The sequence below is a fragment of the Streptomyces sp. DvalAA-14 genome, assembly GCF_900091855.1.
GTDB lineage: Bacteria > Actinomycetota > Actinomycetes > Streptomycetales > Streptomycetaceae > Actinacidiphila.
The window spans coordinates 25,311-39,575 of sequence record NZ_FMCH01000239.1; the positions used below are offsets into that span (position 1 = coordinate 25,311).

Here is a 14,265-nt window from a genome sequence, read left to right on the forward strand (position 1 = left end):
AGGTTTCGGGGCACCCCCCAACCCTCCAGGAGGCGTTGACCCATGTCAGAACTGTCCCGCAGAGGCTTCCTCGGCGCGGCCACCGCGATCACCGGTGCCGCCGCCATCGGCGCGACCGCCCCGGCCGCCGAGGCCGACACGGCCCACCAGCCGGACCCCAAGCCGAAGCAGAAGCTGCACCGCGATCTCCGCGACATCAAGCGGGTCGTCATCCTGATGCAGGAGAACCGCAGCTTCGACCACTACTACGGCTCGCTGCGCGGCGTCCGCGGTTTCGGCGACCGGTCCACGACCACCCTGCCCGGCGGGCTGTCGGTCTTCGAGCAGCCCACCTCGACGCCCGGCGAGCCGATCACCGCGACGCAGTTCCCGTGGCGGCTGAGCGACGCGCCGGTCTCGGCCTACCCGGCCGGGCACCAGCCGCCGAGCTCCGAGGTGGGGGCGCAGAACTACGGCGGGACCGACCACAGCTGGGAGAGCCAGCACACCGCCTGGTACGGCGGTCTGATGAACGCCTGGTACGTCAGCAAGGGCGGCCCGACCACGCTGGGTTACCTGGACCGGCGGGACCTGCCCTTCCACTACGCCCTGGCCGACGCCTACACGATCGGCGACGCCTACCACTGCTCGGTACTCAGCGCGACCGGCCCGAACCGCACCTACCACTGGGGCGGCACGATCGACGCGGCGAACAAGTACAGCAGCTTCACCGCCTACAGCGGCGGCGACGAACTCGGCCGCAACCTGGCCTGGGAGTCCTACGCCGAGACGCTGCAGAAGGCCGGCGTCAGCTGGAAGGTCTACCAGGGCAGCGACAACTACGGCGACAACGGGGTGGAGTACTTCAAGAACTTCGCCCAGTTCGACCCCGGGCAGGGCGGTACGCCCGCGCCGGGCAACGTGCTGTACGACAACGGTGTCGCGATCGTGCCGGAGCCGAACGACCCGGAGACCGGCAACGCCGACAACCTGGCCCTGGCGCTGCGCAAGGACGTGCTGGCGGGCACCTTGCCGGAGGTCTCCTGGCTGGTGACGAACCAGCGGTTCTCCGAGCACCCGGACGGCGCCCCGACCGACGGCGCCTACTACGTGCACGAGGTGCTCAAGGCGCTCAACGCCGACCCGGACGTCTTCAACTCGACGCTGGTGATCATCAACTTCGACGAGAACGACGGCCAGTTCGACCACGTGCCGCCGCCGGTGCCCGCGCCCGGTGAGACGGACGAGTTCGTGGCCGGCACCGACCTGTCCAAGTACGGCTTCAACGCGCCGGTGCCGGTCGGGCTGGGCTTCCGGGTGCCGCTGCTGCTTGTCTCGCCCTGGACCCGCGGCGGCTGGGTGACCTCGGAGGTCTCCGACCACACCTCGGTCATCCAGTTCATGGAGAAGTGGAGCAGCGCGCTGGGCAAGCCCGCGATCTGCCCGAACATCAGCGACTGGCGCCGCCGGGTCTGCGGCGACCTCACCGGCGCCTTCGACTTCACCGCGCCGGTCTTCGGCCTGCCGAAGCTGCCCGACCTGGCCCCCATCGGCGAGCCGGCCGGCTACAACCCCCCGGTCACCACCAACGCGCTGCCCGAGCAGGAAACGGGCACCAAGCGGGCGCGGCCGCTGCCGTACCAGCCGAACGCCAACCTCACCGGTTTCAGCGCCGACCGCGGCGGCGCGGTCACCGCGAACCTGGCGTTCAGCAACTACGGGCCGCACGTGACCAGGGCGAGCCACTTCTCGGTCTACAACAACCTCGCCGGCGCCCCCGCGCTGACCGACTACCCGGCGAAGTTCCCGGGCCAGTACACGGTCGACGCCTCGCGCTCGCAGTCGCACCGGACCGTCGCCGGGACCGCGCCGGTCGGCGCGACGGCCGGCGACACCGCGTACGACATCACCGTCGTCGGACCGAACCGCTTCCTGCGGCACTTCACCGGCGACGTCGACGCGGCCGGCAAGTCCGCGCAGGCGCAGGCCCAGTACGCCGCGGACGGCCACGGCTCGCACGCCGGACTCGCGCTGGAACTGACGCTGACCAACACCGGGCAGCACGCGGTGACCTTCACGGTGACCTCCAACCACTACATCAAGGACCGCCCGGTCACTTACCACGTTGCCGCGCACGGGCACGCGACCCACACGGTCGACGCGCGGGCCAAGAGCGGCGGCTGGTACGACCTGTCGGTGACGGTGAGCGGTGACTCCTCCTGGTCGCGCCGCTACGTCGGCCACATCGAGGACGGTTCGGACAGCATCACCGGCTGACCGGGCGGCATCCCGGTACAGCGCCCGTACGGCGCCCCGGCAGCCCGCACCGGCAGCACGCACCGACCGGCGCCGCCCGCCCCGACCCGGGGCGGGCGGCGCCGGTCGTGGCGCGGGAGCCGGCCCGGCCGCGGTGTCAGAGCCAGACGTCCGACCCGCCGCCGTGCCAGTCGATCAGCAGCGGGTCGTCCAGCCGCACCACGTCGGGATCCAGCCCGGCCCGCCGCAGGAACTCCAGTACGTCCCCGGGCCCGTAGGCCACGCCGAGGATCTCGCTGCCCACCCGGACCCGCCGGCCCACGCCGACGACCGGCTCCACCACCACGCGCGGTTTCGGCTGCCCCATCAGGCCAGCATGACGGCACCGGCCCGGTCCCGCACCCGCTGGAACGGCCCCGGAGTCCGCGCGGTCACCTGTTCGAAGGGTGCGACCCCGTCCGGCGGGTGCCGGTGCCCAAGATGTGATGGTGTGGACCCGAACGGCGGCACTCGCGCGCAGGAGGGGCAGGAGGGAGACGAGGTGACCACGCAGCAGGGCGACGACTCCTTCGAGGTCGACCGGGCCGTGCAGGACGCCCTGGAGCGGCTCACCCTGGTCGCCAACGCCTCCGAGGCGCTGTCCAGCACGCTGGAGCTGGAGCCGGGCCTGCGGCGGCTGGCCCGGGTGCTGGTGCCGGCCCTGGGCGACTGGTGCGCCATCGACCTGCTGGAGGACGACGGCCGGCTGCGCCGCGTGGTGCTGGAGCACCGCGAGCCGGACGCCCTGCCCGCCGGCTTCCTCGAAGCGCTGCTGCCGGCCTCCGGCCCCGCCTCGCAGGCACCGCTGGCCCGCGCGCTGCGCGGAGCCGGGCCGCTGCGGCTGACCGACTTCCCCTCGCCCGGGCAGGCCGCGGACGCCCTGCACCGCATCGAACTGCGCACCTTCCAGCAGCTCGGCGCGCACAGCGCGATCCTGATCCCGCTGCGGGCCCGCCGCCGGGTGCTGGGGGTGCTGACGCTGGTCCGCACCGGGCCGGAGGAGGAGAACGACCGGCTGCAGCTGATCGAGGACCTGTCCCACCGCATCGCCATCACCGTCGACAACGCGCACCTGCACGCCCAGATCGCGCACACCGCCGAGCACCTGCAGCGCTCGCTGCTCCCGGACCTGCCGCACGACGGCCCGGTCGAGATCGCCGCGCGCTACGCCCCCGCCCGGGCGAGCGCGGAGGTCGGCGGCGACTGGTACGACGCCTTCCCCCTCCCGGACGGCGCCCTCACCCTGATCATCGGCGACGTCACCGGGCACGACCTGAAGGCCGCGGTGGCCATGAGCCAGATGCGCAACATGCTGCGCGGCATCGCCTGCGACCGCAAGGAACCCCCGGGCAAGATCCTCGCCCGGCTGGACGCCGCGAACGAGATCCTCTACCCCGGGCAGACCCTGACCTGCCTGTACAGCCTGCTCACCAAGCCCGAGACCGACGGCCACTGGCTGCTGGAGTACGCCGCGGCCGGGCATGTGGCGCCGCTGCTGGTCACCCGCGAGGGCGACACCCGCTTCCTGACCGGCGGGCGCAGCCTGCTGCTCGGGGTGTCCTCGGACACGCTGCGTCCCGACGCCACGGAGGTGCTGCCGCCGGAATCCACCGTGCTGCTGTACACCGACGGGCTGATCGAGCGCCGCACCGAGAACCTGGACGACAGCATGACGCGGCTGCGCCAGCACGCCGCCGCCCTGGCCCGGACGCCGCTGGAATCCTTCTGCGACGAGCTCATGGTGGGCCTGGGCGAGGCCAGCACCGACGACATCGCGCTGATCGCCGTCCGCATCCCTGCCGCGTTGTCCACCCCGTACACCGCCACGCCCGAATGAGCCGCCGGCCGGCGCGGTGACCGCGCGCGGCACGGCGCGCACGGCGGGGCCCCGGCTCCCACCGGCGGTGGTGGGAGCCGGGGCCCGGGCCGGGACGGGGGCTCAGTCGGTGACGAGGCCGAACTGCTCCCAGGGCCCGATGGCGGTGCGGTTGGCGACCAGGGACGCGGCGCCGGCGTTCTCCGCGGTGACGTACATGCCGTTGACGACGGCCTTCAGGCTGACCGTGCCGTTGGAGTTGTGGATCAGCTGGAAGGTCTGCGCACTGCCGATGCTGGTCGCGTCGGCGATCAGCGGGGACGAACCGGCGGTGACGTAGCGGCTGTTGGCGTGCGCGCGCAGCGCGATGTTGCCGCCGCCGGCGTCGACCTGGTCGAACTGCTCCCAAAGGCCGATGGCGGTGCGGTTGGCGATCAGCGCGGCGGCGCCGGCGTTCTCGGCGGTGACGTAGTCGTTGTTGACGCCCGCCCGCAGGGAGATCACGCTGCCGGTGGCCGGCGTGGTGGGCGGTGTGGTGCCGCCGCCGGAGACGACGGGCTGGGTGGGGCGGGTGGCGGTGAGCGCGATCTGGCCCTTGAGCATCCTGCCGCCGTCGCCGGTCAGCCGCAGGTAGTAGTCCGAGGAGCAGGCGGTGCCGTCGTCGTCCAGGGCCAGGAAGCCGGAGTTGGTGGGCACCGAGGCCTGGGTCTCGGCGGTCTTGGCGATCTGGTTGCCCTCGTTGAACTCGTCGAACATCGAGATGTAGATGCCCTGCGCGCCGACCCGGACCATGTTGTAGAACTGGCGCCACATGAAGTCGCCGTGGACGCGCTGGCGGGCGGAGACGTCGCCGGGCAGCACGCACGGCTGGTAGTCGATGCCGTGCGCGTTGCACTCGGCCTGGTCGCCCGTGTTGACGTTCTGGTAGTAGTTGTCGGAGTCGCCGACGTTGCCGATCGCCCCGACCATCCACGGCGAGATCATGTTGAACGCGTGGTAGACGTCGCCGAAGCCGGTCCGCGTGCCCTGGCCGCCGGTCCGCCACTCCTTCGGGATGCCGCCGATGACGTAGCAGCCCTGGGACTTGAACCAGTTGATGACGTCGAGGCAGGCGTCGGCGGTGAAGGGGTGGTTGTCGTCGTTGAAGCCGAAGCCCCAGATGCAGACGACCGGCTTGCCGTTCTGCGTCGCGTACTGCGCGGAGGCGGTGTGGGCCTTCATCTTGTTCGTCCAGTCCGTCTTGATCTCGGACTGCATGGTCGTCCAGCCGGACACGTCGTACATGATGTAGAACTTCACGCCGTGCGACTCGGCGGAGCTGCGCACCTTGGCCGCCATCGCGTCGCGGGTCGGGCCCTCGCCGCCGACCGGGTTGAAGCGCTGCAGGGCCGCGGTGTCGACGCCGTACTGCTGCATCCACGAGAAGTGGGTGTCCACGGTCTGCTGGTCGTACGAGGAGAACAGCGTGGCGGGCTGGCCGTTGCCGAGGTTGGCGTACGCGGTCTGGTAGGTGTGGGTGTACTCGCGCATGTCCGGCCAGCACTTGATGCCGGTGTTGGACGGAGAGGGCGCCTGGCCCATGTCCTGCGCCCAGTGCCACCAGCCGTTGATGGGGGCGCCGTCGCCCTTGGCGGCGAACCAGCCCTGGTACCCGACGGTGATCTTGCCGACGACGTCGCCCGCGGCGCTCGCCGACGGCGACACCGAGGAGGTGGTGGCCGCCCGGGCGACGCCGAACGCTCCCAGCGCGGCGGCCGCCGTACCACCGGCGGCCGCGCCCAGGACCTTCCGCCGCGACCAGACCGACCTGCGATGCGACACAGACATGAGGTGCTCCCAAGCAGCGGACACGGCTGTGAAAGCCGACCGCGTGAGTGAACAGTGTGGGGGGTGTCCGGACATCTACCGATGAAACGCGGTGCCCGCGGCGGATTCACCATTGGACCGCCGCGCCCGGCCGCGACCTGCGCGGTGTGCCTTCCCGCCGGCAGTGCGTGACCGCACGGCAGTACCCACGCACCGGGGACGGTATGTACCACCTCGTCCACGGTCGTGAACGAATGGTTCCGGTTTCAGGTTGATTCAAGTGCCGCGCGCAGCAACCCGTCAAGTCGCCGACCTTGATGTGAGGATGGTCGCAAGTGCGCCGAACCGCCCGGCGGAACGCGATATCGGGCCATACGGCGCGACCGGTCCGGCGCGGTGTCCGGGCGCGTTGTCCGGCGGTGCCGTATCCCGCAAATCAGGGGCATGTCAAGCGTTCTGTCACACCTTGCCGGTCCGGCGGAGCGGACGTTCTTCCGGCAGGCCCCGAAGATCGGCGGCCCGTTCACCTTCCGATAACCCCCTTACCGCCTACTGGGGGACAAGTTGCACAGGCAACTACATCTTGCGCAGCCACCCGAGCCGTACGGCCGCCCCCAGGGCTTACCGGCGGGCCCTGCATTTTCCTCCCGTCGTCCTCCCCAGGAGAACACCCGTGACACTCCACCGCGCCCGTGCGGCCACCCTGGCCGCCGGCCTCGCCGCCGCCACGCTCTGCCTGTCCGCCTGCGGCTCCGCTTCCAGCACCGCCTCGACCGGCGCGGCCGGAAGCAAGAAGGCGGCCGTTTCCGCCGCCGACTTCGGCGGCATGGACGCCCTGGTGGCGGCTGCCAAGAAGGAGGGCACGCTGAACGCGATCGCGCTGCCCCCGGACTGGGCCAACTACGGCAACATCATCAAGGCCTTCGAGAAGAAGTACGGCATCAAGGTCTCCGTCGAGAACCCCGACGGCGCCAGCCAGGACGAGGTCAACGCGATCACCTCCCGCAAGGGCCAGGGCCGCGCCCCCGACGTCGTCGACCTGGGCAACTCCTTCGCGCTGAGCGCCGCCAAGCAGGGCATCCTCGCCCCCTACAAGGTCGCCACCTGGGCCGACATCCCGGACAACCAGAAGGACGCCACCGGGCTGCGCTACGACGACTACGGCGGCTACGTCTCGATCGGCTGCGACGCCAAGCGCGTCAAGGTCTGCCCGACGACCTTCGCCGACCTGCTCAAGCCCGAGTACAAGGGCCAGGTCGCGATGAACGGCGACCCGACCAAGTCGGGTTCCGCCTTCGGCGGGGTGTACGCCGCCGCGCTCGCCAACGGCGGTTCGCTGGACAACATCCAGCCCGGTCTGGACTTCTTCGGCAAGCTGAAGAAGAGCGGCAACTACAACCCGGTGCAGTCCACCCCGGCCACCGTCGAAAAGGGCGAGACGCCGATCAGCATCGACTGGGACTACCTCAACGCCGGCTACGCCACCGAGTTCCAGACCAAGGGCCTGGACTGGAAGGTCAGCATTCCCGCCGACGGCCAGTACGCCCAGTACTACAGCCAGGCCATCAACAAGTACGCGCCGCACCCGGCCGCCGCCCGCCTGTGGGAGGAGTACCTCTACAGCCCGGAGGGCCAGAACCTGTTCCTGCAGGGCTTCTCGCGCCCCGCCGAGATGACCGCGATGCAGACCGCCGGAACGCTGGACACCGCGGCCGCCGCCAAGCTCCCGCCGGTGACCGGCACCGCCACCTTCCCGACCCCCGCCCAGCTGGTGGCCGCCCAGACCGCGGTCGCCAACGGCTGGTCCAAGGCTGTCGGCGGCTGATCCGCCCGATGACCACGGCCTCCGCCGCGACGCCGCCCCCCGCCGCCGGCTCCTCCTTCGAGGAGACCGGCGGCGCGGGGGCCGCTCCGCTGCCCGCTCCGAGCCCGTCCGCGTCCCGCCCGCGGCCCCGCGCCACCGGATGGCTCGCCGTACTCCCGCTCCTGGTGTTCGTCGCCGTCGTCTTCGGACTGCCGACCTACGCCATCGCCGTCGGCGCGTTCAACACCGGCGCGACCGACCCGGGCGGGGCGCACTGGACCACCGCCAACCTGACCCAGTCGGTGCGCGGTTCCTACGCCACCGCGCTGCTCGGCAGTGTCAAGCTCTCCGCGCTGACCGCCCTGCTCAGCGTGGTGTTCGGCCTGCCGCTGGCGCAGGCCGTCATCACCTCCCGCTTCCGGGCGCTGCGCGAGGCGGTGCTGGCCGCCTCCGGGGTGCTCGCCAACTTCGGCGGCGTGCCGCTCGCCTTCGCCTTCGTGGCGACGCTGGGCAACGCCGGCGAGCTGACCGAGCGGCTGAACCTGACCAAGCACGGCTGGAGCCTGTACAACTTCAACGGCCTGACCATCGTCTACCTGTACTTCCTGATCCCGCTGATGGTGCTCACCATCACGCCGGCGCTGGAGGGCCTGCGCACCCAGTGGCGCGAGGCGGCCCACAACGGCGGTGCGACCGCCTGGCAGTACTGGTTCCATGTCGCGCGCCCCATCCTGACGCCCTCGTTGACGGGCAGCTTCGTGCTGCTGTTCGGCAGCGCCTTCGCCGCCTACGCCACCGCCGCCGCGATGGTCGGCAGCTCCGTCCCGCTGATCACCCTGCAGATCGCCAACACGCTGTCCGGCAACGTGCTGGTCGGGCAGGGCAACGTGGCGCTGGCACTCAGCCTGGACATGATCATCATCGCCTGCGTCGTGATGGCCGCCTACATCCCTCTGCAGCGAAGGACCGCACGATGGCTGCACTGACCGCCGCCCCCGCCCCCGTACCCGACACCTCCCGGGCCGCACCGGCCGGCCGGCGACGGCAGCGGCCCCGCCTGTGGCGCGGCCTGGTCGGGCTGCTGGCCGGGGTGTACTTCCTCGGACCGATGTTCTTCTCGGTGCTGTTCACCGTCGATGTGCCGGGCCGCGGATTCACCTTCGCCTCCTACAGCGGCATCCTGGGCACCGCGGGCTTCTGGCCGGGCGTGCGGCTGACCATGGAAATGGCCGCCGCCACCATCGCCGGGGTGCTGCTGCTGCTCGTCCCCGCCCTGCTCGCGGTGCGGCTGACCGCCCCCAAGCTGCGCGTGGTGGTGGAGATCGTCTGCTCGCTGCCGCTGGTGGTGCCCGCGGTGGCGCTGACCGCCGGGATCAGCCAGGTGCTGAGCTGGGGACCGGAGCACTTCGCCGACACCCCGCTGTTCCAGACGTTCAACGCGATCCAGAATCCCGGCTTCCCGCTGGTGCTGGTGCTGGCCTACGTGCTGATGTCCATGCCGCTGGCCTACCGGACGCTGGACGCCGGGCTGCGGGCCGTGGACGTGCCGACCCTCGTGGAGGCGGCGCGCAACTGCGGTGCGAGCTGGCCGCGGGCGGTGCTGCAGGTGGTACTCCCCAATATGCGCGGGGCGCTGCTGAACACCGCATTCCTGACCCTGGCCCTGGTGCTGGGCGAGTACACCGTCTCCTCCATCCTCGGCTACACGCCGTTCGCGGTCTGGATCGTCTCCATCGGTGACAGCGAGGCACAGACCTCGGTGGCGGTCTCGGTGATCAGCCTGGTGCTGACCTGGGGCCTGCTGCTGCTGCTCGCCGCTGTCGGCCGCGGTGGCCCCTCCGTCCGCACGTCCCGCACGACCCGCCGCCGCCGTGCGGCGGTCCCCGCCGCTCAGGAGATCTCGTGACCGCCACCGCGACAGAACCCGCCACCGCCCGCGAGGCGGGCGGGGCCACCATCGAATTCCGCGGGCTGCGGCGCGCCTTCGGCGCCGCGCTCGCGCTGGACGGGCTCGACCTGACCGCCCGCCCCGGTGAACTGCTGGCGCTGCTGGGCCCCTCGGGCTGCGGCAAGACCACCGCGCTGCGCATGCTGGCCGGCTTCGAGCACCCCGACTCGGGCCAGGTGCTGGTCGACGGCAAGGACGTCACCAGGATTCCGGCGCACCGGCGTGACGCGGGCATGGTCTTCCAGTCCTACAGCCTGTTCCCGCACCTCACCGCGCTGGACAACGTCGCCTTCGGTCCGCGGATGCGCGGCGTGGGCCAGGCCGAGCGGCGGGCCCGGGCGGCCGAACTGCTGGAGCTGGTCGGCCTGCCGCAGCTGTCCGAGCGCTACCCGCACCAGATGTCCGGCGGCCAGCAGCAGCGCGTCGCGCTGGCCCGGGCGCTGGCGCTGCGGCCCCGGGTCCTGCTGCTGGACGAGCCGCTGTCGGCGCTGGACGCCAAGGTGCGGCTCACCCTGCGCGAGGAGATCCGCCGCCTCCAGCAGGAACTCGGCATCACCACGCTGTTCGTGACGCACGATCAGGAGGAGGCGCTGTCGATGGCCGACCGGGTGGCCGTCCTGCGGTCCGGCCGGCTGGAGCAGTGCGCCGCGCCGGAGGAGCTCTACGCGCGGCCGGCCACGGCCTTCGTCGCCGAGTTCGTGGGCACCATGAGCCGTGTTCCGGCGACGCGTGCGGGCCACGACCAGGTGGAGGTGCTCGGCCACCGGCTGCCGGTGGACGGGACCGTGCCCGCCGACGGGGAACTGGACGTACTGGTCCGCCCGGAGGCACTGCGTATCGTCATCGACCAGGAGGGCGCCTCCCGGATCGTCACCGCTGCCTTCCTGGGGGCGATCACCCGCCTCACCGTACGGCTCGCGGACGGCACCGAGGTCAAGATCGATGTGCCCGGGCACACCGCGTCGCGGTTCCCGGTCGGTTCGCCGGCCACCGTCTCGTTCCCCGAGCAGCCGGTCCTGGTCGACCGCCGGACCGTCTGAAGCCCGGCCGCGGCACGGGCCGAAGCACACCTGACGCCCGGCCGCGGTACCTGGCCGCGGCACCCGGCCGCGGCACCTGTTGACGCGCCACCGCACCTTCGCAGCACCGCACCACCGGTGATCCGCCGCCCGGTTCCGGCCGGGCGGCGGTCGCCGCGTCCGCCGTGCGCGCCCGCCCGGGCCGCGCACCCCCATCGCCCCCGCCGAGGATCCTCCCCATGCAGACCAGCAGCCCCGCCCGTCCGGCCGCCGTGTTGTTCGACATGGACGGCACGCTCGTCGACACCGAGCAACTGTGGTGGCAGGCGGCGGTGGAGGTCGCCGAAGGGCTGGGCCGGCGGCTGGCCGACGCGGATCTGCCGGACGTGCTCGGCCGGCCGATCAGCCACACCGCCGCGTATCTGCGCCGCACCACCGCCACCGGCCGGACCGAGCGGGAGCTGGCGGCGGAGCTGGACCGGGCTTTCGCCGACCGGGTGACGGTCGACGTCCGGCCGCGTCCCGGCGTCCTGCGGTTGCTCGCCGAGCTGCGGGACGCCGGCGTGCCGGCCGCGCTGGTGACGGCCTCGACGCACCGGATCGTCGATCTGGTGCTGGGCGTGCTCGGCACGCACTGGTTCGCGGTGACCGTCGCGGCCGACGACACCCCGGCCACCAAGCCGGCCCCCGACCCCTATCTGGCCGCGGCGGCGCGGCTGGGCGTCCGGCCGGCGAGCTGCGTGGCGGTGGAGGACAGTCCGATCGGCATCGCCTCGGCCCGTGCGGCGGGCTGCCCGGTGCTGGCCGTGCCCTCGACCGTGCCGATCGAGCCCTCCCCCGGTGTCTCGGTGGTGGCCGGCCTGGGGGATGTCGATCTGGCCGTGCTGGCCGCGCTGGTGGACCCGGCCAGGACCTGACGGAGACCCGGATGCCCTACCTGCTGCTCGCGCTGGCCATCATCTCCGAGGTGTGCGCCACGACCTGTCTGAAACTCACCGACGGCTTCACCCGGCTGCTGCCGTCCTTCGGGGTGGCGGCGGCGTACGCGCTGTCGTTCGCCCTGCTCGGCCGGGCGCTGAAGGACATCCCGGTGTCCTTCGCCTACGCCGTCTGGTCGGGCGCCGGCACCGCGGCGGTGGCGGCCATCGGCGCGGTGGCCTTCGGCGAATCGCTCGGCCGCCCGCAGTGGCTGGGGATCGCCCTGATCATCCTGGGCGTGGTCGTGCTCAACCTCCACCGGGCCCCCTGAGGGCGGCCCCGGCATCCCCGGCCGGCCGCGGCTCCGCCCGATGCCGCACGGCGGCTGCGAGCATGGCCCGGGCGCGACCGCGCGCGAAGGCGGAAAGCCGAGGACGGAGCGGGGACGGCCGTCCGGTGGCCTCGCCGGCCGCAACCCTGGGCCGTCCGCGGGACGTTCTTGGGTATTTCCTGACCAAGGGTTCACACGGGGTCCATGAGTGGACCATGCAAGTAGTGGGGCAGCGGCTGGAGCATGCCCTGCGGTAGCAAGAAAAGCGCACGTCGGCGAGCCCTCAGGGGGAGCGGCCGGGTGCGCGTCGACGGATCCTCGACGGATAGGTGACAGATGTTCAGTGCAAGGGCCACAACGCGCTCCGGCCGGGGAGGGACGACGCGGGCGGCTGCGCTGGTCGCGGCGGCGGCGCTGGTCGCGCTCGGCGGTTCGATCGCCCCGGCATCGGCAGCGTCGCACGGCAAGGCCAAGGACAACAGCACGAAGACCACCACGCCGATCAAGCACGTCGTGGTGCTCTTCGACGAGAACGAGTCCTTCGACCACTACTTCGCGACCTACCCGAAGGCCGCGAACACCGACGGCACGCCGTTCGTCGCGTCCTCGAAGACGCCGAAGGTGAACAACCTGGCGAACGCGAACCTGCTCAAGAAGAACCCGAACCAGTACGCGCCCAGCCGGCTGGGCCCGGCGCAGGCGCTGACCTGCTCGCAGAACCACTCCTACGGTCCCGAGCAGTTGGCCTACGACAACGGCAAGTCGGACAAGTTCGTGGAGAACACCGAGCAGGACACCTGCTCCGGTGGCCTGTACGCGGCGCCCGGCATGGTCATGGACTACTACGACGGCAACACCACCACGGCGCTGTGGAACTACGCCCAGCACTACACGCTGAACGACAACTCCTTCAGCAGCACCTACGGGCCCTCCACTCCCGGCGCGCTGAACCTGGTCTCCGGTCAGACGCACGGCGTGGAGTCGGTCGACGCCACGACCGGCACCGAGAACCCCCAGCAGACCCCGACGCCGTCGTCGTTCGTGGCCTCGCCGAACGCCAAGGGCGTGGGCACCCTGTCGGGCGACACCGACCCGGCCTTCGACGACTGCTCGAACAACAATCACGCCTCCACCAGCCCGCTGGCGAAGATGACGGGCCAGAACATCGGCGACCTGCTGAACCAGAAGAAGGTCAGCTGGGGCTGGTTCCAGGGCGGCTTCCGCCCGAGCACCCCGTGGGACGGCACCTCGACGTCGTTCGCCAAGTGCGCGACCACCCACACGAACGTGGGCGGCGCCGCGGTCAACGACTACAGCGCGCACCACTCGCCGTTCGAGTACTACAAGTCCACCTCCAACCCGCACCACCTCGCCCCGGCGTCGGTGGACGAGATCGGGCACAACGGGCGGGCCAACCACAACTACGACCTGACGGACTTCGACGCGGCCCTGGCCGCGCAGAAGCTGCCGGCGGTCAGCTTCCTGAAGGCCGCCGCGTACGAGGACGGCCACCCGGGCAACTCCGACCCGCTGGACGAGCAGGACTTCCTGGTCAAGACGATCAACGAGATCCAGAAGTCCCCGGAGTGGAAGTCCACCGCGATCGTCATCTCCTACGACGACTCCGACGGCTGGTACGACCACGTCGCCCCGCCGGTGCTGAACGGCTCCAAGGACTCCACCCTCGGCTCCAACGGCAAGGCCGTGGACAGCAAGGCGTGCCAGACCGGTCCGGCGGCCAAGGGCGGCTACGCCGACCGCTGCGGCCCGGGCCCGCGCCAGCCGCTGCTGGTCATCTCGCCCTACGCGAAGACCAACAGTGTCGACCACACGCTGACCGAGCAGGCCTCGATCACCTCGTTCATCGAGCAGAACTGGGGGACGGGGACGGTCGGTGACGGCTCCTTCGACAAGCGCGGGGGCACGCTGCTGAACGCCTTCAGCTTCAAGAAGCCGAACGACGTGGAGGTCATCCTCGACAAGCACGGCGCCGTCTCCAAGATCACCTCGATCCCGAAGACGTACCCGAAGCCGGTCGTGCAGCCCATCACCGGCCCGGCCGGCGGCGGTGTGGACACCGCCAAGCTCGCCGCCAACAGCGGCAGCAGCAACTCCTCGATGCTGCCCGTCACCGCCGGGGTCACGGCCCTGGTGGCGCTCGGGGGTGCCGCCGCGGTCCGGCGCCGCTACCGCAACCGCACCGCCGCGTAGGCGACCGGCGGTCAGCGGTTCGGCACTTCAGCAGTTGAGCAGTTCGGCAGTTCGTTGTGCGCGGGCGCAGTCGTCCGCACCGGCAGGCCCCGCGCTCGGTCGAGCGCGGGGCCTGCCGCGTCACGTGCCGGGCCGCCT

The 14,265-nt window shown here is 71.6% G+C and carries 11 protein-coding genes; 9 read left to right on the forward strand and 2 right to left on the reverse strand.

Features of this window, described 5'->3' with window-relative positions; genetic code table 11:
- Positions 1 to 42 precede the first annotated feature (42 nt).
- Positions 43 to 2,256 (forward strand): phosphocholine-specific phospholipase C, encoded by a 2,214-nt coding sequence (locus GA0115240_RS12770; RefSeq protein WP_093736802.1) that lies wholly within the window; start codon positions 43 to 45, stop codon positions 2,254 to 2,256.
- Between the two features lie 136 nt (positions 2,257 to 2,392).
- On the opposite strand, the gene GA0115240_RS12775 is transcribed toward GA0115240_RS12770, so the two are convergent.
- Positions 2,393 to 2,602 carry a hypothetical protein gene (locus GA0115240_RS12775; RefSeq protein ID WP_093736803.1) on the reverse strand — a complete coding sequence of 70 codons (210 nt, stop codon included), beginning with the start codon at positions 2,600 to 2,602 and terminating at the stop codon, positions 2,393 to 2,395.
- 174 nt (positions 2,603 to 2,776) lie between these two features.
- On the opposite strand from GA0115240_RS12775, the gene GA0115240_RS12780 reads away from it, so the two are divergent.
- A complete protein-coding gene (locus GA0115240_RS12780; RefSeq protein ID WP_256069788.1) occupies positions 2,777 to 4,111 on the forward strand; it encodes a PP2C family protein-serine/threonine phosphatase in 1,335 nt (444 codons plus the stop codon).
- Positions 4,112 to 4,213: 102 nt separating this feature from the next.
- Here GA0115240_RS12780 and GA0115240_RS12785 read toward each other — a convergent pair whose 3' ends face one another.
- Entirely contained in the window at positions 4,214 to 5,917 is a 1,704-nt protein-coding gene (locus GA0115240_RS12785) for a lectin (RefSeq protein ID WP_093736805.1), read from the reverse strand.
- 652 nt (positions 5,918 to 6,569) lie between these two features.
- On the opposite strand from GA0115240_RS12785, the gene GA0115240_RS12790 reads away from it, so the two are divergent.
- From GA0115240_RS12790 to GA0115240_RS12820, 7 genes are all read left to right on the forward strand, one after another.
- A complete protein-coding gene (locus GA0115240_RS12790; RefSeq protein ID WP_256069789.1) occupies positions 6,570 to 7,721 on the forward strand; it encodes an ABC transporter substrate-binding protein in 1,152 nt (383 codons plus the stop codon).
- An 8-nt stretch (positions 7,722 to 7,729) separates the two neighbouring features.
- Positions 7,730 to 8,686, forward strand: coding sequence for an ABC transporter permease (locus GA0115240_RS12795; protein ID WP_237554829.1), 957 nt, complete (start codon positions 7,730 to 7,732; stop codon positions 8,684 to 8,686).
- The gene (locus tag GA0115240_RS12800) at positions 8,674 to 9,606 is read left to right on the forward strand and encodes an ABC transporter permease (protein ID WP_093736807.1); all 933 of its coding nucleotides are present in this window, start codon (positions 8,674 to 8,676) and stop codon (positions 9,604 to 9,606) included. The genes GA0115240_RS12795 and GA0115240_RS12800 overlap by 13 nt, the downstream gene beginning before the upstream one ends.
- Entirely contained in the window at positions 9,603 to 10,688 is a 1,086-nt protein-coding gene (locus tag GA0115240_RS12805; protein WP_093736808.1) for an ABC transporter ATP-binding protein, read from the forward strand. The genes GA0115240_RS12800 and GA0115240_RS12805 overlap by 4 nt, the downstream gene beginning before the upstream one ends.
- 218 nt (positions 10,689 to 10,906) lie before the next feature.
- Positions 10,907 to 11,584 carry an HAD family hydrolase gene (locus GA0115240_RS12810; protein ID WP_093736809.1) on the forward strand — a complete coding sequence of 226 codons (678 nt, stop codon included), beginning with the start codon at positions 10,907 to 10,909 and terminating at the stop codon, positions 11,582 to 11,584.
- Positions 11,585 to 11,595: 11 nt separating this feature from the next.
- A complete protein-coding gene (locus GA0115240_RS12815) occupies positions 11,596 to 11,916 on the forward strand; it encodes a DMT family transporter (RefSeq protein WP_093736810.1) in 321 nt (106 codons plus the stop codon).
- Between the two features lie 336 nt (positions 11,917 to 12,252).
- Positions 12,253 to 14,127, forward strand: coding sequence for a phospholipase C (locus GA0115240_RS12820; RefSeq protein ID WP_093736811.1), 1,875 nt, complete (start codon positions 12,253 to 12,255; stop codon positions 14,125 to 14,127).
- Positions 14,128 to 14,265: the final 138 nt, after the last annotated feature.